A 25,355-nucleotide genomic window follows, 5' to 3' on the forward strand; every position below is an offset into this window, starting at 1 on the left:
CAGTGACCGACTCTGGCGCCACCGCTCGCCGATTCACCACACATGCTCACTGCCGTGTCTCCTTTCGCCGGGCGCGCACGGGCGAGTCGATGGACAGGTGTTCGTCGGGATGGTCGCCGTCGGCGGCGGACCCGTTGCGCGGCTGCGCCTTTCCGCGCGGTGGTAGCACGCCGGGCACCAGCCGCTGCCCGGATTCCGCGGTCACCCGGCCGTCGAGCTGATCGGCGGGCGTACCCGGAATGCGGCCCACCGGAAGCTGTCCCGGATTGGCCGGGGCGTATCCCTCCAGCGGTTCCGGAGATTCGCCGAGCTCGCGATCCCGGCGCCGCTCCCCCGCCGTACGCGCCTTGCCGCGCTTCAGCGGTTCGACGATCGCCCTGGCATCGGGTTCGGCCGCGAGATGGCGCCGCAGCACCGGGCCGATCACCGCGAGCGCCTCCGGTGTCGTCATCGCCGCATGGACGCAACGGATTTCGTGATCCTCGACCTGTCCCGTGATGTACGGCAGCCAGGCGGCGGCCCGGCGTTCCGGATGGGCCCGGTTGATCTCGTCGTCGGCGGCGGTGAAGAACAGCAGGTCACCGTCGAAGACGCCGGGCCGGAACCCGTTGGCCTGCACCGTGCCGTTGGTGTAGCCGGTGTAGAGCCGCTCGAGGTGGTCGACGGTCAGCGCCGCGAACGGACCGGGCCGCGAGCGCAGCAGTTCCGCCGCGGCGTGCAGATCCGTCGCCGAATCGAGGCCGGCCGCGAGATCGCCGCCGAATTCGCCGATGATCTCGGCGATGGTCGGCACGGCCCGCTCGAACAGCTCACCGGAGAGCAGGTAGCTGTCCAGCATGGCGAGCAGCGCGACCCGATCGCCCGCCGCCTGCAGTCGCACGGCCACCTCGTGCGCGATCAGGCCGCCGAGCGACCAGCCGAGCAGGTGGTACGGACCGTCCGGCTGAACCGACTTGATATGGGCCACATAGTGTTCCGCTGCCTCGGCGATCGAATCGAAGCTCTCCGCCCCCGCGACGTGCGGTGCCTGCAATCCGTAGACGGGGCGTTCCGGCGGCAGCTGACCGACCAGCCCGGAGTAGCACCAGGCCAACCCGATCGCCGGATGCACGCAGAACAGCGGGGCCGCGATGGCGGAGCTGCTCGCCCGGATCGGCAACACCGGCGCCAGCGCCGTCGCCGCGATGGCGTCCGCGCCGTGCCCATCGATCCTGGCCGCGATGGCGGCCGGGGTCGCCTCGCCGAACATCAGCGCCACCGGCAGATCGATTCCGGAATCCCGCAGCTGGGCAACGACCTTCGTGGCCAGCAGCGAATTACCGCCCAGCTCGAAGAAGCCGTCGTCGGCGCCCACCGAATCCATGCCGAGCACCGCGGCGAACGCGGCGCACAGTGCGGCCTCGGTCGGCGTCGCCGGTGCGCGGTAACCCTCGGCCGCCGTGAACACCGGCTCCGGCAACGCTTTCCGGTCGAGTTTGCCGACCGGATTCAGCGGCACCTCGTCGATCAGCATGATCGCCTGCGGCACCATGTAATTCGGCACCCGTTCGGCGACGTGTTCGGTGAGTTCGGCCACCGAGGGTGCGGTCCCGTTGCGCGGCTTGACATATGAGACCAGCGCCATCGCACCCGCCGGCGTCCGGTGACCGATGGTGGTGACGAATTCGACGTCGCGGTGCCGGGCCAGCGCCGCATCGATCTCGCCGAGTTCGATGCGGAAACCGCGGATCTTCACCTGGAAGTCGGTGCGGCCGACGTATTCGATCTCCCGGTCGCCGCCCGTCCACCAGCGCACCAGATCGCCGGTGCGGTACATGCGCTCACCCGGTTTGCCGAACGGGTTGGCGACGAACCGCTGCGCGGTCAGGCCGGGCCGGTTCAGGTAGCCGCGGGCCAGCGCGGCCCCGGCGAGGTGCAGTTCCCCGGTGACGCCGATCGGGGCCGGATGCAGCCGCCCGTCCAGGATGGTCGCGCCGACGCCGCGGATCGGGCCGCCGATGGTGATGGGTCCGCCGGGCGTCAGCGGCGCCGAAATCACCGTGACGATGGTGGTTTCCGTCGGCCCGTACACGTTGTACAGGTTGCGGCCGGGCGCCCACCTGGTGACCAGATCCGGCGGCAGCGCCTCGCCGCCGACCAGCACATGCCGCAGTTCGGTGACGCCGGCCGGATCCACCGTGCCCAGCGCGGAGGTGGTGATGAAGGCGTGTGTGATGCCTTCGTCGATGAACACCTGCCGCAGGTCCGCCCCGCCGACCACGCCGGGCGGAGTGATCACCAGGGTGGCCGCGCCGCCGAGCGCGAACAGCAGGTCCAGCATCGCCGCGTCGAAACTCGGTGTGGCGAAATGCAGTACGCGGCAACCGGGCCGGACCTCGAACCGGGCCGCGGTCTCGGCCGCGAAATTGGACAGGCCGCCGTGCGTGACCACCACGCCCTTGGGTGTGCCGGTGGATCCGGAGGTGTAGATGACGTAGGCCGGATTGTCGACGCGCAGCGGAGTGATCCGCTCGCGCGGGTCGAGTGGACCGTCCGGCGCCGCGAGCACGGTGGCCCGGAATTCCGGATCGTCGAGCACGATCCAGTTCGCGGCCGACGGCAGGTTCTCCCGATGGGCCGTGAGCGTAATGCCCAGCGCCGCACCGGAATCGGTGAGCATATGGGTGATGCGCTGCGCCGGGTACAGCGGGTCGACGGGTACGAACGCCGCACCGGCCTTGGCCACCGCGAGCATGGTGGCCACCGATTCCACCGAACGCGGAATTCCGAGCGCGACAAGGGTTTCCGGACCGACGCCGTGGGTAATGAGTACTCGGGCCATCCGGTTCGTCCACCGGTCGAGCGCGTCGTAGGTGACCTGGGTGCCATCGGCGGACAGCGCGACCGCCTCCCGGTCGGCGTTCGCCGCGGCGGCGAATACCTCGGGGAAGGTGACCGGCCGGTCGGCCTCGGCACCGCGCACCGGGGCGAGCCCGGACCATTCGGCCGGGTCGAGTAGGTCCAGATCGCCAACGGCGGCAACGGGATCCGCCGCGATCGAGGACAGCAGCCGGACCAGCCGGTGGCCGAGCCGCAGCGCCGTCGCCTCGTCGAACAGGTCGCGGGCGTAGCTCACCGTGAGCGCGATACCGCCCGGATCACGCTGTGCCGCAGCGGATCCGGACTGCTCGACGAAGGTGAACTGCAGATCGAATTTGGCGACGCCGGTGTCGACGTCGGCCGCCTCGATGCGCAGCCCGGGCAGCTCGAGCACCCGTGCGGGCTCGTTCTGCACCGAGAGCATCACCTGGAAGAGCGGGTGATGCGCCTGCGAGCGCACCGGATTCAGCACCTCGACCAACCGCTCGAACGGAAGGTCGGCGTGCGCGAACGCGTCCAGGTCGGTGTCACGAACCGCATGCAGCAGATCGGTGAACCGGGCGCCGGGATCGACCCTGGCGCGCAGCACGAGCGTGTTGACGAACATGCCGATCATCCGGTCCAGCGCGGGATGTCCGCGACCGGCGATCGGGGTGCCGACGGTGATGTCGTCGGTGGCCGTCATCCGGTACAGCAGCACCGCGAGCGCGGCGTGCAGCACCATGAACATGCTGACGTTGTTGCTGGTGGCGACCGTGCGCAGCCCGCGATGGGTGAACGCGTCCACCGCGCAGTGCACCGTACCGCCACGATAGGACGGCGTCGGCGGGCGCGGCCGGTCCGCCGGGACGGCGAGCAGCTCCGGGCCGTCGGCCAGCGTGCGGCGCCAGTAGTCGAGCTGGGTGCGCAGTACCGAATCCGGATCGTCCTCGGTGCCGAGCGTATCCCGTTGCCACAGTGTGTAATCCGCGTACTGGATATCCGGCTCGGGCCAGTCCGGCGCCCGACCCGCGGCCAGCGCCCGGTACGCGGTGGCCACATCGACGGCGAGCGGCTGCAGCGACCAGCCGTCCATCGCGATGTGATGCACCACCAGCACCAGCACGTGTTCGGTCGCGCTCAGCTCCAGCAGGGTGGCCCGGATGGGGACGGTATTGGCCAGATCGAAGCCGGCGGCGGCGAAATGCCGCACGGTGTCCGTGATTTCGGCCTCGGTGACCACCAGGGTGGTCAGCGGGACGGCGGCCACCTCCGGTTCCAGCACGCGCTGGCACGGCTCGCCGTCGCGCTCCGGGAAGACGGTGCGCAGGGTTTCGTGCCGCTCCTGCACCGCGTGCAGCGCGCCGCGCAGTGCGATGACGTCGAGCGGCCCGGTCATCCGCAGCGCGACCGGAATGTTGTACGCGGCGGTGTTGTCGCCCGCGTGGAACCGGTTGAGGAACCACAGCCGATACTGGGCCGCCGACAACGGAATTCGCTCCGGACGCACCCGCTTGACCGGTCCGGGGCGGGCGTCGCCCGCGGTGCCGCCGTCGAGCAGCGCGGCCAGTCCGGCGACGGTCGGCGCGGCGAAGACCGTCCGCACCTCCAGCCGGATATTGGTGGCCGCCGCCAGCCGGGCCACGAGTTGCGTTGCCAGCAGCGAATTTCCGCCGATATCGAAGAAGCTGTCGCCGGCGCCGATCCGATCGGCGCCGACCAGTTCGCCCATCACCCGCGCGACCAATTGCTCGGACGCCGTCTCCGGCATCCGATCCGGTACTGCCGCAACGAGTTCCGGTTCGGGCAGGGCGGCGGTATCCAGTTTGCCGACCGGAGTGAGCGGAATCCGTTCCAGCACGGTGATACTCGCGGGCACCATGTGCGCGGGCAGTTGTGCCGCCGCGTGCGTGCGCACCGCGCCGATATCGAATCCGCGCCCTTCGGCGGGTTGTACGTAGGAGACGATCCGCGCCGCACCCGCGATCTGCCGCACCTCGGTGTGCGCGAACCGCACACCGGCGTGCCCGGCCAGCACCGCGTCGATCTCGCCCAGTTCGATGCGGAACCCGCGCACCTTCACCTGATGATCGCTGCGTCCCAGGTAGACCAGCTCACCGACGGCGTTCCAGCGCACGACATCGCCGGACCGGTACATCCGCGAACCCGAAGGCCCGTACGGATCGGCGACGAACCGGGCCGCAGTGAGCCCGAACCTGTCGAGATAGCCGCGGGCGACACCGAATCCGCCGAGGTACAGATCACCGGGCACACCCACCGGAACCGGGCGCAGCCGCTCGTCCAGCACCAGCGCCCGCGCGCCGCGCACCAGGGTGCCGATGGTGATCGGCTGTCCAGGGGTCATCGGACGCGAAATGGTAACGACGACAGTGGTTTCCGTCGGACCGTAGCCGTTGAGCAGCATCCGGCCCGGCGCCCAGCGCGCCACCAGATCCGGCCCGCACGCCTCGCCACCGACCATGATCGACCGCAGCTGCGGCAGCGGCCAGCGGTCCCGGTCGATGGTGGCCAGCGCGGCCGGGGTGATGAAGGTGTGGCTGACCTGTTCGCATTCCAGCAGCGCGGCCAGTTCGTCGCCGCCGTAGATATCAGGCGGGCAGATCACCATCGTCGCGCCCGCGCCGACCGCGAGCAGCAGATCGAATACCGCCGCGTCGAAGCTGGGTGAGGAGAAGTGCAGCGTGCGCGCGTTGCGGTCGACCCGCATGCGCTCGCGGATCTCGTCCGCGAAATTGGACAACCCGGCGTGAGTTACCGCGACGCCCTTGGGTTTTCCGGTGGAACCCGAGGTGTAGATGACGTAGGCGAGTTCGTCGGCCCGCAGCGGCAGCCAGCGCTCCCGATCGTCGATCAACTCCTCGGAGTAGCCGTCGAGTTCGGTGGCGACGGCCGGGTCGTCCAGCAGCAACCATTCAGTCGTCGGACCGTCGCCCGCGTGCAGCCGCTCGGCGTGCGCGGCGACGGAAACCCCGACGCGGCAACCGGAATCGGTGAGCATGTGCCGGATCCGGTCCACCGGATAGTTCGGGTCGACCGGTACGAAGGCGGCGCCGGATTTGGCCACCGCGAGCACGGTGAGCACCGATTCGATCGATCTGGTCAGGCCGAGCGCGACCCGGTCGCCCGCGCCGATGCCGCGTTCGATCAGCGCCCGCGCCAGGCGATTCGAGCGGCCGTCGAGTTCGCCGTAGGTCAGCACGGTGGTTCCGGACCGCAGCGCGGGCCGGTGCGGATGCATATGCGCGGTGGCCGTGAAATACGCGGCGAGGGTGCACTGCGGCGTGGTCGGGCCGCCGAGCGCGGGGGCGAACCGCCTGCGCTCGGTCTCGGTGCGCGCGTCGATATCGCGGATCAGCACCCTTGGGTCGGCGGTGATCGCGGCGAGCACCCGGAGGAACCTGTCGGCCAGGGTCTCGATCGTCGATTGGTCGAAAAGCTCTGCGGCGTAGACGAATTCGAATGCTCGACCGGGTTCGCCCGGACCGGCGTCGCAGCCGATATGCGCGACCCGCAGCTCCAGATCGAATTTCGCGCGCGCGATATCGAGTTCCTCGGCCCTGATGGCGAGTTCGGGCAGCTCCAGGATCGGCACCGGACCGTCCTGCACCGAGAGCGCCACCTGGAACCGCGCCCCGCGACCCAACTCCTCCACTACCCGCTCGAACGGGATGTCGGCGTGCGCCATCGCGGCGAGTTCGGTGTCCCGGTCGGCGCGAAGCAGTGCCGCGAAACTGCTGTCCGGATCGACATCCGAGCGCAGCAGCAGCGTATTCACGAACATACCGACGAGTTCGTCGAGCTTGGTGTCGGTGCGCCCGGCGACCGGCGTGCCGATGGCGATATCGCGGCCGCCGGTGACGAAGCGCAGCAGCACCGCGAGCGCCGACCGCAGCACCATGAACAGGCTGACGCCCTGCTCCATCGCCAGCTGGGCGAGCGCCCGCTGGACGGGATCGGGCACCGTGAACCGCACGGTGCCCGCCTCCTGGGTCGGCTCAGCGGGCCGGTGGCGGTCGTATGGGAGCGGCAGCTCCTCGGGGAGTTCGGCGAGTGCGGTGCGCCAGTAGTCGAGTTGAGCGCGGGCCAGGCTGTGCGGATCGTGTTCGTCGCCGAGGCAGGCCCGCTGCCAGAGCCCGAAATCGGCGTACTGCACCGGAAGCGGCGGCCAGGACGGCGCCGCGCCCTGATGCCTGGCGATATACGCGGCGGCCAGATCGCGGGTGAGCGGCCCGAGCGACCAGCCGTCCGCCGCGATGTGGTGGATCGCGATACCGAGCAGATGACGCTCGGATCCGGTGCGCAGCAACATCATTCGCAGCGGAATCGCCCGGACGAGATCGAATCCGCGCTGCGCCATCGTCCGCAGCAGTTCCCGGGCTCCCGTGTCGTCGGCGTCGACCGGCTCGAGCGCCGGGAGGGCGCGGCCGGTCGGCAGCACCACCTGGTGCGCGCCGGCGTTGTCCTCCGGGAAGATGGTGCGCAGCACCTCGTGCCGCTCCACCAGGTCGGCGAGGGCGGCGCGCAGCGCGTCGACATCCAATTCACCCGCGATCCTGATGACGAAAGCGATGTTGTACGCGCTCGATTCGGGTGAGAATCGATTCAGGAACCACAGTCGCTGTTGCGGCAGCGACAATGGAAGGCGTCCCGGACGCGGGGTGTGCACAGCCAGCGCCAGCCGCTGCGTCCGGGGCGCTTCCGTAATCCGCACGGCCACTCCGGCGACGGTCGGCGCCTCGAAGATCACCCGCACCGGCAGCTCGACGCCGAATTCGGCGTGCAGCGCCGCCGCGAGCCGGGTCGCCAGCAGCGAATTGCCGCCGACCTCGAAGAAGCTGTCCTCGGCGCCGGCCACCGGGTGGCCGAGGATCGCGCCGAAGACGTCCGCGACCCGGCACTCCAGTTCGGTCACCGGTGCGCGGGACGGGCCGGACGCCGCGAAAACGGGTTCCGGCAATGCTTTTCGGTCCAGCTTGCCCGCCGGGGTGACGGGCAGCTCGTCGAGCACGGTGATCGCCGCGGGCACCATATACCCGGGCAGCCGCTGGCGCGCGGTCTCGGTGACCGCCGCCGGATCGAGTCCGGCGGCGCCGGTCAGATAGGCGGCCAGGCGCGGCTGGCCGTGCTCGTCGGTGTGCACGACGGTCAGCGCGAAGGTGACGCCGGGATGTCCGCGCAGCACGTGGTCGATCTCGCGCAGCTCGATCCGGAAGCCGCGGATCTTGATCTGGTCGTCGGCGCGGCCGAGGAAGCGCAGCCTGCCGTTGGCGTCGGCGACGACGAGATCGCCGGTGCGGTACATGCGCTCGCCGCGGCGGCCGTGTGGATTGGCCGGAAAGCGTTGCGCGGTAAGGCCGTAACGACCGTGATAGCCGCGGCCGAGTCCGGGGCCGGACAGGTACAGCTCACCGGGGGTGCCCGGCGGCACCGGATGCAATCGGGCGTCGAGGACGAACAGCCGCATGCCGCGCACCGGCAGGCCGAGCGGCACCGGGTGGCCCGCGACCAGCGGGCCGGTCGCGGTGGCCGCGACGGTCGCCTCGGACGGGCCGTACATGTTGTGCATGCGGCGCCCGGCGGTCCACGCCTCGACCAGTTCCTCACCGCACGCCTCGCCGCCGACCAGCACCGCCTCCAGGTCGGGCAGGTCGGCATTGGGCACCGTGGCCAGCGCGGCGGGTGTGATGAAGGCGTGCGTCACCCGTTCGGTGCGCAGCAGCGCCGCCAGTTCCGCGCCGCCGTACATGCCGGCGGGGGCGACGACGACGGTGGCGCCCGCGGCGAAGCCGAGCAGCAGCTCGAGCACCGACGCGTCGAAGCTCGGCGACGAGAAGTGCAGTGTCCGAGCCGAATCCGTGACGCCGAACAGGTGCATCTGCTCATGCGCCAGCGAGGCGAGCCCGGCGTGGGTGATGATCACCGCCTTCGGCTTGCCGGTGGATCCGGAGGTGTAGATCAGGTACGCGGGGTGCCCGGTGCGCAACGGGTGGTGCCGCTCGGCGTCGGTGATCGGCGCGACGCCGAATCGCGCCGATTCCGCGGCCAATTCGGCGGAGCCGAGCACCAGCCAGTCGACGTAGGACTTGCGGTGTTTGCCCCGGGTGCCCGCGGGCCAGGACGGCATGGCGGCCAGGCAGTCCGGCACGGTGATGCCGAGCATGGCGCCGGAGTCGGCGATCATATGCCCGATCCGCTCGGCCGGGTAGCCCGGATCGATAGGCACATACGCCGCACCGGTTTTCGCGACGGCCCAGACGGCGACGATGGAGTCGAGGCTGCGCGGCAGCGCGACCGCGACCACCACCTCCGGCCCGGCCCCGTGCTCGATCAGCGTGCGCGCCAGGCGATTCGACGTCTCGTCGAGTTCCCGGTAGGTGGTGTCGACGCCGAGGTAACGCACCGCGACGGCGTCGGGTACCCGTTCCGCGGTGTCGGAAAGCAAGCGCGCCAACGTGATCGACGGTTCGGCGGGCGAGCCGGCGATGGGCACCAGGTTGGCGCTCTCCCGGCGGTCCAGGATCCCGATATCGCCGACGGGCAGCTGCGGCGCCGCGACCGCCGCGCCGAGCACCGCGATGAATCGGCGGGCGAATCCCTCGATCGTATGTTTGTCGAAAATATCGGTGGCATAACCGAATTCGGCCGTCAGCGGGCCGTCGGCGAGGCTGTCGTGCACCTCGAGCCGCAGATCGAATTTGGCGATATCGGCGTCGATCGGCAGCACCTCGGCGTGCACGCCGGGCAGGTCGATGCGCAGTTCGGGGGCGCGGTCGTAGGACAGCATCACCTGGAACAGCGGATGCCGGGCGGCGGAGCGCTCCGGATTCACCGCCTCCACCAGCCGTTCGAACGGGACGTCCGGGTTGGCGAAGGCGTTGAGGTCGGTCTCCCTGGTGATGTCGAGCATCCGGTCGAAGCCCGCCGCCGGATCCACCTCGGTGCGCAGCACCAGCGTATTGACGAACATGCCGACGAGATCGTCGAGCGCCGGATCGGAGCGGCCCGCGATGGGGGTGCCGATGGCGATATCGGTGGTGGCGCACAGCCGGGCCAGCAGGGTGGCCAGCGCGGCGTGCAGCACCATGAACATGCTCACACCCCGGCCGGCCGCCAATTCGACTGCGGCGCGCCGGATTTCGGCGGGTATGGCGAACGGGACCCGGCCGCCCGCGGTGGACCGGCGCAGCGGGCGCGGGCGGTCCAGCGGCAGGTCGAGCTGGTCGGGCAGTCCGGCGAGCGCGCCGCGCCAGTAGGCCAGCTGCCTGCTCAGCGCGCTGGCCGGATCGGCCTCCTCGCCGAGCAGTTCGCGCTGCCAGAGCGCGAAATCCGCGTACTGCACGGGCAGCGGTATCCACTGCGGCGCCGCCCCCGCGGCCCTGGCCGCGACCGCGGTCATCAGGTCGCGGGCCAGCGGCGCGATCGACCAGCCGTCACCGCAGATGTGGTGCAGCACAACGAGAAATACATGCCGGTCCGGCGCGATCCGATACAGCGCGACGCGAATCGGCGCTTGGCCGCGCAAATCGAAGCCGTAGCCAGCGAATTCGGTGGCCAGCTCCAGCACGTCGGCGCTCGCCGCATCGATCGGGTCCATGGTGAGCGGGATTTCGGCGGCCGGGTGGATCACCTGGTGCGGTCCGCTCGGCCCCTCCGGGAAGGTGGTGCGCAGGCTTTCGTGCCGCTCGATCACGTCGATGAGACCGGCGCGCAGCGCCGCGGCGTCCAGCGGTCCGTTGATCCGCACCGCGAGCGGCATGTTGTACGCGGCGGCGTGTTCGGCGAAGCGGTTCAGGATCCACAGCCGCTGCTGCGCCAGCGAGAGCGGAATGTGTTCGGGCCGAGGGCCCGCGACCAGCCGCGGCGATGCGGTGTCCGGATTGTGGGTGGCGAAGTGTTCGGTGAGTGCGGCGATGGTGCCGGTTTCGAACAGGTCGCGGATGGTGAGTCCGGCGCCGAGGGCGGCATTGATCCGCGCGACCGCGCGGGCCGCGCTCAGCGAATTGCCGCCGAGGTCGAAAAAGCTGTCGGTGACGCCTATTTCGGTGCTGGGCCGGTCCAGTACCTCGGCGAAGACGACGGCGAGTACCCGCTCGACCTCGGTGCGTGGTTCGGCGCTGGCGCGGCCCGCCCGCTGCCCCGCGGTCTCGGGGGCGGGCAGCGCTTTGCGATCGATTTTGCCGTTGGCGCTGAGTGGTAGTTCGTCGAGGCGCATGAGCACCGCGGGCACCATGTAGCCGGGCAGGGTGCGGCGCAGCGCGGCCAGCAGGGCCGCGGTATCCAACGCGTCCCCGGCCGCGGGTGTGGCGACCACGTAGCCGACCAGTTCGGCGCCGTTGCGCCCCTCGTGCGCGATGCAGACCGCACGCGCGACCCGCGCGTCGGCCAGCAGGGCGGCCTCGATCTCGCCGAGTTCGATGCGCAGGCCGCGGATCTTCACCTGGAAATCGGTGCGGCCCAAGTATTCCAGCACACCGCCGTCGGGCCGCCAGCGCGCCAGATCGCCCGTGCGGTACATTCGCGCACCCTTGGTGAACGGGTTGGCCACGAAACGTTCCGCGGTGAGCCGGGATTGGCCGAGATAGCCGCGGGCCAGCTGGACACCGGCCAGATACAGCTCGCCCACCACCCCGGGCGGCACCGGCCGCAGCAGCGAATCCAGTACATAGGTTTGCGTATTCCACACCGGCGCACCGATCGGTACCGACTCCGGATCGGGCGGGCACGGCCAATAGGTGACATCCACCGCGGCCTCGGTCGGCCCGTACAGGTTGTGCAACTCGGGGCCGCCATGCAGCGCCGCCCGGAAATCCCGCACGGTCGCCGCGGGCAACGCCTCACCGCTACAGAACACCCGCCGCAGGCTCGCGCAGCCACGCACATCGGTGTCGGTGACGAACACCGACAGCATCGACGGCACGAAATGCGCCGTGGTCACACCCTTCTCAGCGATCAACCCGGCCAGATACGCCGGATCACGATGACCGTCCGGCGCGGCGATCACCAGCCGTGCACCGATCTGCAACGGCCAGAAGAACTCCCACACCGACACATCGAAAGTGGCCGGGGTCTTCTGCAACACCACATCGCTACCGTCGAGCGGATACTCGTGCTGCATCCACCGCAACCGGTTCACGATCGCCGCGTGAGTCACCATGACACCCTTGGGTTTTCCGGTGGAACCCGAAGTGAAAATGACATACGCCGGATGATCGGCGCGCAGCGGCGCACGGCGGTCGGTATCGGTGATCGGACGGTCGTCGACCTCACGCAGATCCAGCGCGTCGACGGCCAGCTGCGGTGTGCCCGCCGGGAGGGCGAGCCCGTCGCCCGCGGCGGTGAGCACGCATACCGGGTCGGCCTGGGCCAGGATCTGCTCGATCCGGTCGGCCGGATGTTCCGGATCCAGCGGCAGATACGCCGCACCGGCCTTCACCGCCGCGTACATCCCGACCACCAGCTCCAGGCTGCGCCGCAGGCACAGAGCCACCGTGGTCTCCGGGCCCGCGCCACGCGCGATCAACAGCCGGGCCAGCCGATTCGCCTGCCGGTCGAGCTCGCCATAGGTCAGCGTCGCGAAGCGACTCGTTGAGGGGCGGTGGTCGGGCGACGGGTGGGCCAGCGTCGCGAAGCGACTCGTTGGGGGGCGGTGGTCGGGCGACGGGTGGGCCGTTGCGCTGTCATCGAATTCGAGCGCGATCGCGTCCGGGCAGATGGCCGCCCGATCGGCGAACAACCCGGCCAGTGTGCCCTGCTGCGGCGCGGTCCGGGTCGAATTCCATTGGCGCAGCACGAGTTCACGCTCATCGGCGGTGATCGCCGACAGCTGCTCGGCTGGCGTATCCGGTTCCGCGGCAAGGAATCTGGTGAGGAAATCGAGGAACCGACGGTGATGCACCTGCACCTCGGCCTCACCGTACAGGCGCGGATTGGCCTCGAAATCGACATGGATGCGCCCGCCCGCACCGTTGTACAGATTGACCGACAGATCCTCCACCGGACCGGTCGACAGCACGTGCAGCGACCCGACCAGACCGCCGAACCGCAACTCATGGTGGAACAACATGATGTTGACCATCGGACCGAAGAACCCACGCGCATCCCGCGAATAGCCGCAATCGCGCCGGATATCGTCGTGCCGGTAACGCTGATGCCGCAGCGCACCGGTGATCTGCAACTCCGCCGCCTTCACCAGATCGCGAATCGTGGTGTGCGGGGCGAACTTCAACCGAATCGGCACCACATTCGACACCACACCCGCCGACCGGCGCAACGACACCGTGGTACGCGCCGACACCGGAAGACTCAGCACCACATCCGGATTGCCGGTCACCGAACGCACATATCCGGCCAACGCCGCGACGAACAGGGTCGAGATCTGGGTGCCGAAGCCCTCGGTGGCGGCCATCGCGGCCGCGCCGAGTACGCCGGTGGCGATGCGCCTGCCCGCGTCCGGATGCGCCGGGCTGCCGCTGGCCGCCAGGCTGACCGGACCGCCCGCGCCGGCCAACTGCTCGAGCCAGTAGTCGCGGTCGGTGCGGAAACGCTGGGATTCCCGGTAGTTCGACTCGTCGGCGTACAGCTGTGCCAGCGGGGTCGCGCGCGAGCTGACCGGTTCGGTGCGCGCCTCCACCGCGGTGTAGATCTCCGCGGTTCGGGTGCACGCGTTCATCGCGCCGTAGCCGTCGATGACGATGTGATGGGCGCGCGCGTACCAGATGTAATCCGAATCCCCGGTCCGCAGCACCACATTGGTGGTGAGCGGGTCGCGCTCCAGATCGATGGGCGAGCTGGCGTGCTCGTTCATCCAGCGCAGCGCCGCGGCATGCGGGTCGGCCTCGCCGCGCAGGTCGATCCTGGCCCAGCCCGGCCTGCGGGCCGGATCCACCAGCTGATGTGGCACACCGTCGATTTCGATCAGCCGGACATGGCCGACCTGGGTCTCCGAGCCGAAGCGTTCGATCGCGTACAGCAGCCGCCCGACGTCGAGATCACCGTGGATCTCGACGTACTGGGCGATGGTCAGCGGGACTTCGGGGCGAATGCGCTGGGCATACCAGAGTGCGGTCTGGGCGGGTGTGAGCGCGAATGGTTGTGCCGAGAATTCGCCGGAGGTGCATTTGGCGACCCGATCGGTGGCCAATGAACTCATCAATCACTCCTTCTGCCGCTGTTGACGCATCTCCCCGCAACTCCCCGAGCATCGCCACCGCCGGGCACGCAAGCGCCAGTCGTCGGACGTGATCCACGCCCTATGATTCGGAGCATCACATCGGCCGGATTGGCACCGTTTACGATTTGTTTCCCTTCCAACCACATTGGCGGTAGGCCATTTTCATTGGCTACATCTCCGCAAACATGATGGAAGCGGCGGTCGGACAATAGAAATCGCCAGCAAACCCACATCAGAAGGGCGCAGCGTGCGCATTTCGGCTACACGCTGGCGAACAGGTTCTCCCGGCACGCGAAAGACCCGTTGGTCACACCGGCCACGGAACCTACCGGATGTTCGGTTAGTCCGCGACGGCCTGGCTAGTCTCGGGCAACCGGTCGACGGCGCTGGCGCGCCGCGCATTTCGGCGCAGGACCACGGCCCACAGCACCCCGGCCGCGCACAGGATAACGGAGAGGTATTCGGGAACCGGCCCCAGGCGGGTGGCCAGAGTCGTCGTGTCGCGCAACGGGAGTCGCGCCTCCAGCGCGGCGGGCACGAACTTCGCGGTCTGCTGCCGGACCACGCCGTCGGCGGTGATGATGCCGCTCACCCCGGAGGTCGCCGCCACCACCAGTGCCCGGCCGTGCTCCACCGCGCGGACACGGGACATGGCCAGCTGCTGATAGGTCATTTCGGAATCGCCGAAGGTGGCGTTGTTGGTCGGCACGGTGAGCAGCTGCGCGCCCGCGTGCATGGAATCGCGGAAGGCGCGGTCGAAGGCCACCTCGTAGCAGGTGGCGACGCCGATATCGATGCCGTTGGCATGCACCGCGCCGGAACCCGTACCCGGAACGAAATACCCTGCGCGATCGGCATATTCGGAGAACAGCCGGAAGAAGCCGCGCATCGGCAGATATTCGCCGAACGGCTGGATGATCTTCTTGTCGTGCCGCTCCCCCGGCCCGGCCGCGCCGTTCCACACGATCACCGAATTGGTGGTGGTGCGGTTATCGTTCACCAGCACCGCGCCGACCAGGATCGGGGCCTTGATCCGCTCGGACGCCTGCGTGATGAGCTGTGCGGCATCGGAGTTGCGCAGCGGATCGATATCCGAGGAATTCTCCGGCCAGATCACCACATCCGGCTGCGGCGCCTGCCCGGCCGCGACCTGGCGCGCCAGCTCCAACGTCTCCCGGACGTGATTGTCGAGCACCGCGCGGCGCTGCTCGTTGAAGTCCAGGCCCAGCCGCGGCACGCTGCCCTGGATGGCGGCGACCGTGATCGTCCGGTAGCCGTCCTCCGGGCCGGGCAGCGTTGGCCGAAGGATCACCCCGGCGAGAGGCATGATAGCGAAAGTCGCTGTCGCAGTGATAATTCCGAGCTTCAGCGGCAGCCTACCTGCGTCGATGCCGCGCGGCGCGAGGACAAGCGCCGCGATACCGGTCCCGGTCAGCGCCACCGCGAAACTCACCAGCGGTGCGCCGCCGTATGCCGCGAGGGGCAGGAACCAACCGTCGGCCTGCCCGAAAGCCAAACGGCCCCACGGGAATCCCCCGAACGGAAAACTCGACCGCACCCATTCCGTCGTCGTCCAGGCCAGCGCGACCCACAGCGGTCGGCCCGGCAGCCCGCGCAGCAGCCTGGTGAGCAGCCCGAACAGCCCGACATACACCGCGCACACCGCCGACAGCGCCAGCCACGGCACCGGCCCGACATAGATGCCGGTCCACGGCAGCAACGGCACGAAGAACGCCAACCCGCCGAGGAAGCCGTACCCGAAACCGCCGCGCAGCTTTCCTACCCCGCCCACGGCCAGCGTCAACATCGCGATGCCGAACGGTGCCAGGAACCACAGCGGCCGAGGCGGAAAGCTGCCATATATAAGAAGGCCACCGAGCACCGCACCCAGTGAACGCACCAGCACCGGATACCGCCCGAGCAACGCCGTCCCGGCCCCGATGCGCAACCGCGACTCCTCGAGCAGCTCCGAACCCATGCGCACAGCCTCGCATATCCGGCCGAGTTCGGCCGATTCGGTTCGTCGATAACCGCCGCACCCCGTCCCTATTTGGCACACCCCGTACAACCAATGCACGGTTCGAAGACAGGGTGCGGCAACCTCTGACTCACCTTTGAACACGTAGGTATCCGGGGTGCGGGCGGCAATTGGCTTCCCGCGAACCGCTACGCCTGGTAGATCGTGACGCCGCGGTGGACGGTGCGCAGGCAGGTGGGCAGGGTGGCGTCCGGGTCGAGGCGGGGTAGGCCGGGGACGCGGGAGCGGGGGTCGGTGGACCAGCGTTGGACGGAGTCGGCGGCGGCCGCGACGACGAGTTCGTCGGCAGACCAGATCGCGTACGAGGCGGGGGCGCCGGGGACGAGGGTGCCCGCGATGCCGTCGCGGACGCCGCCCGCGCGCCAGGCGCCGCGGGTGGCGGCGGCGAAGGCGGCGCGCGGGGAGAGCACGTGGGCCGGGTTGTGGTGGTTCACGGCGGCGCGCACCGCCGCCCACGGATGCAGCGGGGTGACGGGGGCGTCGGATCCGATCGCGAGCGCGATACCCGCGGCGGCCATGGCGGCGAACGGGTTGAGCGCGGCGGCGCGCTCGGCGCCGAGGCGGGCGGCGTACATACCGTCCGCGCCACCCCATGCGGCGTCGAAACCCGGTTGCACGCTGGCGATTACACCCCAGGAGGCGAGTTTCGCGATCTGTTCGGCGGTCAGCATTTCGGCGTGTTCCACGCGGTGGCCGCGGGCGGCGACGGCCGGGCCGCCGAATTCGGCGACCACCCGTTCGAAGCCGGTGACCACCGCGTCCATCGCCGCGTCGCCGATCACATGGAAGCCCGCCTGGATTCCGGCCTCGGTGCAGGCACGCACATGTGCGGTGATCGTGTCGACATCGAGATAGCTTGTGCCGGAACCAGTTCCGTCGGTGTACGGCTCGCGTAGCCAGGCGGTGCGGGAGCCGAGCGAACCGTCGACGAACAGATCGCCGCCCAGCGCGTGCACCCCGAGTTCGGCGACCAGAGACTTCGCTTCGTCGGCGGTGCGAACGGCCTCGCCCCAGTAGGCGCGCACCTCCACGCCGTGCTCGAATGCAAGCAGTTCCCGAATGTCTTCGCGCCCGGCGATTTCCGGCCCGCCGCATTCGTGCACCGCGACGACGCCCTGCGCGGCGGCCTGGTCCAGCGTGGCCCGGCGGGCCCGATCCCGTTGCGCGCGAGTCGTTTCCGCGCGCGCGGCAGCGCGCACCAGATGGTGTGCCTCGGCCCGCAGCGGCTCGCCGCGGGTGTATCCGGCGGCCGAGGTGACGCCGGGCACCGCGTCGAGCAACGCGGTCGACACCACCGCCGAATGCGCGTCGATCCGCGACAGGTAGGCGTGCCGCGCGCCGACCGCGGCGTCGATCTCGTCGAGGGTCGGCGGTCTGCCCTCCGGCCAGGTGGTTTCGTCCCAGCCGTCACCCAGCACGGTGCCGTCCGGATGCGCGTTCGCGAAGTCGCGCAGCAGTTCGAGGCAGTGCGCGAGCGACCGCGCCGCCGACAGGTCGAGCCCGGTCAGCTTCAGGCCGAGCGCGGTGACGTGCACATGCGGATCGACGAAGGCGGGCGCGACGAACGCCCCGTCGAGGTCGATGATCTCGGCGTCGGGGTGCAGTGCCCGCCCCGGCTGATCCGCGCCGAGCCACACCACGGTTCCGTCGGTGACGGCCATCGCCGTCGCATCCGGTGAACTCGAACTGTAGATCCGACCGCCGATCAGCAACTGGGTACTCACGGTGCATCAGTCTGCCAGCGCCCCGGTCCGCCGACGGCATGCGGTAGTCCTCGACGTGAGCCACACCATCCGGCCGAGCCAATGCACCTCGAGCCGATCTGGGGCGATACGACCAACCTGACGCGGCCGGACGATCTCGCCGCCTCGCAGGACCTACCTCACCCGGTGCTCTCGTCACAGGGCAGCGCCAGCAGCGCCACAACGTCGTTGTACGCCAACGAATCACAGCTGCGGGTATGAGCGGCTACCGGCGTGGTGCCGGTGTCCATCGCGATGAGTCGCAATCGCAGGGCAGCGGCGGCGAATCCGGAGATCGATTGTCCGGAGGTTTCGGCCGCGCGCCTGACGGTTGCGGCCAGCTCCTCGTCCACGGTGATGGTGAGTTGTGTGGTGGCCACGCAGGAACGATAGTCCCGCCGGATGGCATACGCGAGAGCACAACTCGCGGTTGTCCGAGGTGTCCGGTTTTTTCAGGCGGGGCCGATGGCGCGGTGCGCGTTGCCCTGGCCGTCGTCGTAGTACTCGCGCACCACGGTGGCGTCGACGATCTCGTCGCCGTCGATCACCACGCCGCGGTACGGGACGCTCGCCGTCACCAACCGGCCGAACCGTCGCGCGGCGAACGCGGTGACGAGCGGCCGCACCAGGAATCGGGTGGGCGGCAGCAGCAACAGCAGACCGGCCACCGAGGTGACCAGCCCGGGCACGAACATCAGGAATCCGCCCGCCGCCACCAGCGCGCCGTCGGCGACCGCGGTGCCCGGCGGGATCTCGCCGCGGCCCGCGCGGCGGAACTGTTCGAACACCCGCCTGCCCTGCGAGCCGATCAGCAGCATGCCCGCGGCGGATCCGGCGATCAGCAGCAGGATGGCGGGTACGACGCCGAGCCAGGCGCCGACGGCGAACAGCGCGGCGAGTTCGACGACCACGTAGAGGACGAACAGCAGGGCGGGCATGGCGATCCTTTCGGACGATCTACCCGTTCCAACGTCGCGCGCCGCGATTTTTCTCCCGGATTCACCTGATAACTCGCTGAGCGGGTCACCCGCCGGGCCGCACCAGCCCGGTCTCGTACGCGAGCACGACGGCCTGAACCCGGTCGCGCAGACCGAGTTTCGTCAGCACCCGGCCGACGTGCGTCTTCACCGTCGCCTCGGAGAGGAACAGCTGTTCGGCGATCTCCGCATTGGATCGCCCGGCCGCGATCTGCTCCAGCACCTCACGTTCCCGCGCGGTCAGCACGTCGAGTACGCCGGGATCCCGGGTGCGGCCCGGATCCTCGGCGATCAACCGGTCCAGCAGCCGCTTGGTCACCTTCGGCGAGACGACGGCGTCCCCGGCCGCCACGCTGCGGATCGCGGAGACCAGATCCTCGGGCGGCGTATCTTTCAGCAGGAATCCGCTGGCCCCCGCACGCAGCGCCCCGAGTGCGTGCTCGTCGAGGTCGAAGGTGGTCATCACCAGCACCCGGACGCCGTCGCCCGCCTCGATGATGCGGGCGGTGGCTGTCACCCCGTCCACCACCGGCATGCGTACATCCATCAGCACCACGTCGGGCCGCAGTTCGGCGGCGCGGGCGACGGCCTCCGCACCGTTGGCGGCCTCGCCGATCACCTCCAGGTCGGGGTGCGCGCCGAGCACCATTTTCAGCCCCATGCGCATGAGTTCCTGGTCGTCGACTACGAGTACGGTGATCGGCACGGCACCCAATCTATCGGGTTATTCGCGGTTCTCCGGCGCGAGCGGAATGGTCGCGGTGACCTTCCACGCACCGTCCGGGCAGCGGCCCGCCTCCATATTTCCGCCGAGTACCGCGATCCGTTCCCGCATGCCGACCAGTCCCAGCCCGCTGCCCTGGATGCGGTCGCCGTTGGCGAGAGCGCGCATCGGCACCCCGCCGGAATCGACGACCTCGATTCGAACCTCGTTGTCGCGCCGCCACACTCGCACCCACGCCATCGGATGGTCGCCCGCGTGGCGCAGCGTGTTCGTCAGCGATTCCTGCACGATGCGGTGCACGCCGAGGCTCACCTCGGGCGGTATTTCGTCGAGTTGGCCGGTCATCTCGAGTTCCACCGCGAGCCCGGTGCCGCGCATCATCTCGACGACCTTGGCCAGTCCGGCGGTGCCGTGCTGCGGCAGCTGATCCGGCGCGTGTTCGGTGCGCAGCAGCGCGACGGTGCGGCGCAGTTCGCGCAGCGCCTCCCGGCCGGTGCCCGCGATGGTGGCCAGCGCCTGTTCGGCCGCGTCCGGGTGCTGGCGAAGCGCGTACCGCGCGCCGTCGGCCTGCACGATGATCACGCTCACCGCGTGCGCGACCACATCGTGCAGTTCCCTGGCGATGCGGGTGCGTTCGGCGGCGACGGCGTCGTGCGCCCGGCGCTCCCGGTCGTAGTCGGCCACCGCGAGCCGGGCCGCGACCTCGGCGTCGTACGCGTGCCGAGCGCCGACGAATTCGGCGAGCGTCCAGCACAGCGCGTAGAGGAGTGCGGTGACGAAGATATCCATGCCACCGTCGGGCACCGAGACCAATCCGTACCCCGCGACGTAGGCGAGGATCAGTCCGAGCAGGTACCACAGCCCTTCGCGCCTGCCGACATACGCGACCAGCGTGTACAGCGCGATGCCGAGTGCGATGAGCGCCGGATGCTGTACGCCGCGGACATCGAACAGGTAGCCGAGACAGGCGACGACCATGGACAGCGCGAGCAGCGCGATCGCCGTCGCGCGGGGGTAGGTGCGGCGGAACACCAGCGGAATCACCAGCATCAGGCCGGTGACGAGATAGAGCGCCTTCTGTTTGCTGTCGCCCATGGCGAGCAGGTCGAACAGGAATACGACGAGCGCCAGCAAGGCATCGGTGATCATGGGCTTCTCGCGAAGCCACAGGCTGAAGCGGCGCACGTGACAAGCCTAAATGCGCAGATGACACCGATGCTGCCGCGCCCTGGTTCTCGGGTGGTCGTCCCACGTCTGATTGTCTTGCCGCGTGAGTGTTACGGACTGGGCAGTCTTGTTGGTGGCGACGGCGGGGGCGGGATGGGTCGACGCGGTGGTCGGCGGCGGCGGGTTGATCGTCTTGCCGACATTGCTACTGGTGATGCCCGGCATCGCACCGCAGACCGCGCTCGGCACCAACAAGCTCTCGTCCGTGATGGGCACCGGCGCCGCCGTACTCACCTTCGCCAGAAAGGTGCCGATCCAGTGGCGAATCATGCTGCCCGCGGCCGGAATCGCCGCGCTCATGGCGGCCTGCGGCGCGGCGGCGGTCTCACTGATCGATAAGAGCCTGTTCATCCCGATCGTGATGGTGGTGCTGGCCGGCGTCGCCGTCTTCGTGACGCTGCGGCCGTCCATCGGCGTCACCATGGCGACCCATCCGCCGACCCGGCGCAAGACGCTGCTGGTGATCGGCCTTGCCGCCGGGCTCATCGGCGGGTACGACGGCCTGCTCGGGCCGGGCACCGGGACCTTCCTGATCATCACCTTCGCCACCATGCTCGGCACCGAATTCGTGCGCGCCGCCGCGATGGCGAAGGTGATCAACTGCGGCTCGAATATCGGCGCGCTGATCTACTTCGGCGCGACCGGGCACATCATGTTCGTACTCGGCCTGACCATGGCGGCGGTGAATATCGCCGGATCGATCGTCGGCTCGCATATGGCGATGCGCAACGGCGCGAAGTTCATTCGCGCCGTGCTGCTCATCGTGGTGGTGGTGATGGTGGTCAAACTGGGCTGGCAGCAATACAACGCCTGATTCAGGACGTCGTCGAGCGCGAATGCTCCCCGTGCGTGCACGTGGTCGACAACCAGGGCTGCAGCACCCGGGAGGTGGTTTCGTGGATGCGGCGGTGCAGCCGCTCCCCGTCCTCCGCGCCCGCGTGCGGTCCCTGGAACAGCACGGTCAGCGCGCCGGATACGGCGCCGACCACCGCGCCGACCAGCGCGGCGGCGCCGACCTCGTCCAACTCCTGCGGAAACGCGGCGTGCAGCTGCCTGGCGATCTCGCGCTGGGCGACCAGCTGCGCGTGCGCCGCGCGGCCGCTCACCGCGGGCACCGTGCGCGAAACCTGCGCTCGCACACCGGCGATGCGCGCGCCGAGATCGTCGACCAGGTGGTCGCCCGGGTTGTCGCCCGCCGCGCGTAGCGCACGCAGCAGCACCTCCACCGGCCGCTCGTCGGAGCGGCGGCTCGCGATGGCGGCGACCGCGGCCCGCACCCGTTCGTCCGGCTCCGGGAAGAGCAGCTCTTCCTTGCTGGCGAAGTAGTTGAAGAAGGTGCGGGTGCCGACCTCGGCGGCGGCGGCGATATCGGCCACCGTCGTCGCCTCATAGCCTCTGGTTTCGAACAGCTCGACGGCTGCCTCGAGCAGGGCGCGGCGGGTACGGTCCTTTTTTCGGTCACGGAGGGCGGATGGCGGCACGCGGGCACCCTACGGCATTCGGCAACGTAGTTGCGGTAGGCGGAGTTTCGCGCGCGCCGCTGCACCCGGCCGAACGGCCCGAGTTAGCACGCTGTGCCACTGCGCATTTCATGCATAGTTGCACACGGTGCAAAGTCGCACGGCGTGTATTCCGGGACCGCGGCGCACCGTCGCCGACGGGGCGACTAGCGTATTCACGGTGACCACCGCGACTTCCAGGGATGTGGACGCCGAATTCCTTGCGCTGCCACTGAGCTTGCTCGCCGACGCCGCGCTCTCGACCGCCCGCGTCGCCGGCGCCGAACATGCCGACCTGCGGGTGCACCGGCTCGTCACCCAGTCGATCCGACTGCGCGACGGGCGGGTCGAGTCGATCACCAACGCCACCGATCTCGGTTTCGCCGTACGAGTGATCGTAGACGGCACCTGGGGTTTCGCCTCGCATGCCGCGCTCACCCCCGATACCGCCGCCGAGGTGGCGACGCGGGCGGTGACCGTCGCGAAGACGTTGCGCGCGCTGAACCGGGAACGGGTCGAGCTGGCCGCCGAACCTGCATACGACACCACCTGGGTCTCCGACTACGCCGTCGACCCGTTCGACGTGCCGACCGCCGACAAGGTCGCACTGCTGCAGGACTATTCGGGACGACTGTCCGCGGCCGATGGCGTGGACCACGTCACCGGATCGGTGCTGCAGGTCAAGGAGCAGACCTTCTACGCCGACACCGCCGGGTCACGGATCACCCAGCAGCGGGTGCGCCTGCACCCCCAATTCGAGGCCGTCACCGTGGATCCCGCGGCGGGCGCGTTCGAGACCATGCGCACGCTGGCCCCGCCCGCGGGCCGCGGCTGGGAGTACGTCACGGGCGCGGACGAAACCTGGGACTGGGGCGGCGAACTGGCGCAGATCCCGGCCTGGCTCGCGGAAAAGGTGAAGGCGCCCAGCGCGATCGCGGGCCCCACCGATCTGGTGATCGATCCGACGAACCTGTGGCTCACCATCCACGAGTCCATCGGCCACGCCACCGAGTACGACCGCGCCATCGGCTACGAATCCGCCTATGCCGGAACCTCCTTCGCCACCCCCGACCAACTCGGGACGCTGAAGTACGGCACGCCGATCATGCATGTCACCGGTGATCGCACGGTCGAGCACGGGCTGGCCACCGTCGGCTACGACGACGAGGGCGTCGCCGGACAGCAGTGGGATCTGGTGCGCGACGGCATCCTCGTCGGCTACCAGCTGGACCGGGTCTTCGCGCCGCGGCTGGGCCTGTCCCGCTCGAACGGCTGCTCGTACGCGGACTCCCCGCACCACGTGCCGATCCAGCGAATGGCGAACGTCTCGCTGCAACCGGATCCGGTGCGCGACACCAGCACCGAGGAGCTCATCTCCCGGGTGGACGACGGCATCTACATCGTCGGCGACCGGTCGTGGTCGATCGATATGCAGCGCTACAACTTCCAGTTCACCGGCCAGCGGTTCTTCCGTATCCGCAACGGCCGCTTGGACGGTCAGCTGCGCGACGTCGCGTATCAGGCCACCACAACGGATTTCTGGGGCGCCATGGAGGCGGTGGGCGGCGCGTCCACCTGGCAGCTGGGCGGCGCGTTCAACTGCGGTAAGGCGCAGCCGGGCCAGGTCGCCGCGGTCAGCCACGGCTGCCCGTCGATCCTGGTGCGCGGCATCAACATTCTCAACACCAGGACGGAGGCGGGCCAGTGATCCCGGCAGGCGAGGTCGTCGAGCGCGCGCTGAAGCTGTCGCGGGCCGACGAGGCGATCGTGCTCGTCACCGACAAATACGACGCCTCGCTGCGTTGGGCCGGAAATTCCATGACCACCAACGGTTCCGCCGTCTCGCGCGAGTGGACCGCGATCTCGGTCTTCCGCGACGGCCCGAATTCCGCACGGGTGGGCAGCATTCGGTCCACCAGCGTCGATGCGGCGGATATCGAGGCCGTGGTGCGGGCCAGCGAGGCGGCCGGGCGCACCGCCGAACCGGCGAAAGACGCGATGCCGCTGCTGGATCCGGATGGCGCACCGGACGCGGACTGGGCCGCCGAACCCGGCCGCACCGGCATCGAGGTGTTCGCCGGCCTGGCGGGCGATCTGGCTCAGGGCTTCGACGGGGCCGATCGGCTCTACGGATTCGCCCACCATCAGGTGCACACCACCTGGCTCGGCACCTCCACCGGCGTCCGCCGCCGGTTCGCGCAGCCGACGGGTTCGGTGGAGATCAACGGAAAGCGCGGCGCGGGAAGCGATCTGGCCAGCGCCTGGGTCGGGGTCAACACGCCGGACTTCACCGGCGTCGACGTGCCCGCCATGCTGGCCGAGCTGTCCCGCCGCCTCGACTGGTCGAAGAGCCGGGTGGACCTGCCCGCGGGCCGCTACGAAACCCTGCTGCCCCCTTCGGCCGTCGCGGATCTGATGATCTACATGATGTGGACGATGGAGGGCCGCGGCGCGCAGGAGGGCCACAACGCCTTCGCCAAGGCGGGCGGCACCCGAATCGGTGAGCGGCTCACCGATATTCCGCTCACCCTCTACAGCGATCCCACCGCGCCGGGGCTGGAGTACCGGCCGTTCGTCGCCGTCGACGCGTCGTCGGAATCGCTTTCGGTATTCGACAACGGCCTCGCGACGCGGCGCGTCGACTGGGTGCGCGACGGCGTGATCGACGCGCTGGTGTACCCGCGTGCGACGGCCGCCGAATTCGGCGCCAGCACAGCGGTTCCCGGGGAGAACCTGCTGCTCACCGGCGGCTCGGCGGCCACGCTCGACGAGATGATCGCGCGCACCGAGCGCGGTCTGCTGCTCACCACGCTGTGGTACATCCGCGAGGTGGATCCGGCGACGCTGCTGTTGACCGGACTCACCAGGGACGGCGTCTATCTGGTCGAGAACGGCGCGGTTACGGCCGCGGTCAACAACTTCCGGTTCAACGAGAGCCCGATCGACCTGTTGCGGCGCACCACCGAGGCGGGCGCCACCGAGCCGACCCTGCCACGCGAGTGGAAGGATTGGTTCACTCGAACGGCCATGCCGCCGTTGCGGATTCCGGACTTCCACATGTCATCGGTGAGTCAGGCCACCTAGGGCGCGTCCTCGAAGTCCGGCCGGATGCATCCGCA

11 protein-coding genes are annotated in these 25,355 nt (G+C 69.5%); 3 read left to right on the forward strand and 8 right to left on the reverse strand.

From position 1 onward, the window contains the following. Positions 1-46 precede the first annotated feature (46 nt). From F5544_RS26375 to F5544_RS26405, 7 genes are all read right to left on the reverse strand, one after another. Positions 47-14,008 (reverse strand): non-ribosomal peptide synthetase, encoded by a 13,962-nt coding sequence (locus F5544_RS26375; RefSeq protein ID WP_238846676.1) that lies wholly within the window; start codon positions 14,006-14,008, stop codon positions 47-49. A 361-nt stretch (positions 14,009-14,369) separates the two neighbouring features. Beyond that, on the reverse strand, positions 14,370-16,007 hold the full coding sequence (gene lnt / locus F5544_RS26380; protein ID WP_167475671.1) for an apolipoprotein N-acyltransferase: 1,638 nt from the start codon (positions 16,005-16,007) through the stop codon (positions 14,370-14,372). A 188-nt stretch (positions 16,008-16,195) separates the two neighbouring features. After that, entirely contained in the window at positions 16,196-17,791 is a 1,596-nt protein-coding gene (locus tag F5544_RS26385; protein WP_167475672.1) for an amidohydrolase, read from the reverse strand. A gap of 158 nt (positions 17,792-17,949) precedes the next feature. Continuing rightward, a complete protein-coding gene (locus F5544_RS26390) occupies positions 17,950-18,189 on the reverse strand; it encodes a ribbon-helix-helix domain-containing protein (protein ID WP_167475673.1) in 240 nt (79 codons plus the stop codon). A 72-nt stretch (positions 18,190-18,261) separates the two neighbouring features. Beyond that, complete coding sequence (locus F5544_RS26395) at positions 18,262-18,747, reverse strand: FxsA family protein (protein WP_167475674.1); 486 nt, start codon at positions 18,745-18,747, stop codon at positions 18,262-18,264. Positions 18,748-18,832: 85 nt separating this feature from the next. Next, positions 18,833-19,492: a response regulator gene (locus F5544_RS26400; RefSeq protein ID WP_167475675.1), complete on the reverse strand. Its 660-nt coding sequence runs from the start codon at positions 19,490-19,492 to the stop codon at positions 18,833-18,835. A gap of 18 nt (positions 19,493-19,510) precedes the next feature. Continuing rightward, on the reverse strand, positions 19,511-20,695 hold the full coding sequence (locus tag F5544_RS26405; protein WP_167475676.1) for a sensor histidine kinase: 1,185 nt from the start codon (positions 20,693-20,695) through the stop codon (positions 19,511-19,513). An 85-nt stretch (positions 20,696-20,780) separates the two neighbouring features. Here F5544_RS26405 and F5544_RS26410 point away from each other — a divergent pair, with 85 nt between their 5' ends. Next, a complete protein-coding gene (locus F5544_RS26410) occupies positions 20,781-21,551 on the forward strand; it encodes a TSUP family transporter (protein ID WP_167475677.1) in 771 nt (256 codons plus the stop codon). A 1-nt stretch (position 21,552) separates the two neighbouring features. Here F5544_RS26410 and F5544_RS26415 read toward each other — a convergent pair whose 3' ends face one another. Beyond that, a complete protein-coding gene (locus F5544_RS26415) occupies positions 21,553-22,218 on the reverse strand; it encodes a TetR/AcrR family transcriptional regulator (protein ID WP_238846677.1) in 666 nt (221 codons plus the stop codon). 199 nt (positions 22,219-22,417) lie between these two features. Between F5544_RS26415 and F5544_RS26420 the strand changes: the two genes are divergently transcribed. Further along, positions 22,418-23,944 carry a TldD/PmbA family protein gene (locus F5544_RS26420; RefSeq protein ID WP_167475678.1) on the forward strand — a complete coding sequence of 509 codons (1,527 nt, stop codon included), beginning with the start codon at positions 22,418-22,420 and terminating at the stop codon, positions 23,942-23,944. Beyond that, complete coding sequence (locus F5544_RS26425; protein WP_167475679.1) at positions 23,941-25,320, forward strand: metallopeptidase TldD-related protein; 1,380 nt, start codon at positions 23,941-23,943, stop codon at positions 25,318-25,320. The genes F5544_RS26420 and F5544_RS26425 overlap by 4 nt, the downstream gene beginning before the upstream one ends. Positions 25,321-25,355 lie beyond the last annotated feature (35 nt).

It is taken from the genome of Nocardia arthritidis (assembly GCF_011801145.1).
GTDB classification, from domain to species: Bacteria; Actinomycetota; Actinomycetes; order Mycobacteriales; family Mycobacteriaceae; genus Nocardia; species Nocardia arthritidis_A.

Excerpts from the sequence above, each read along its gene's own strand:
- F5544_RS26375 (WP_238846676.1), bottom strand. The coding sequence starts at position 14,008 with ATGAGTTCATTGGCCACCGATCGGGTCGCCAAATGCACCTCCGGCGAA.
- lnt (WP_167475671.1), bottom strand. The coding sequence starts at position 16,007 with ATGGGTTCGGAGCTGCTCGAGGAGTCGCGGTTGCGCATCGGGGCCGGG.
- F5544_RS26395 (WP_167475674.1), bottom strand. The coding sequence starts at position 18,747 with ATGCCCGCCCTGCTGTTCGTCCTCTACGTGGTCGTCGAACTCGCCGCG.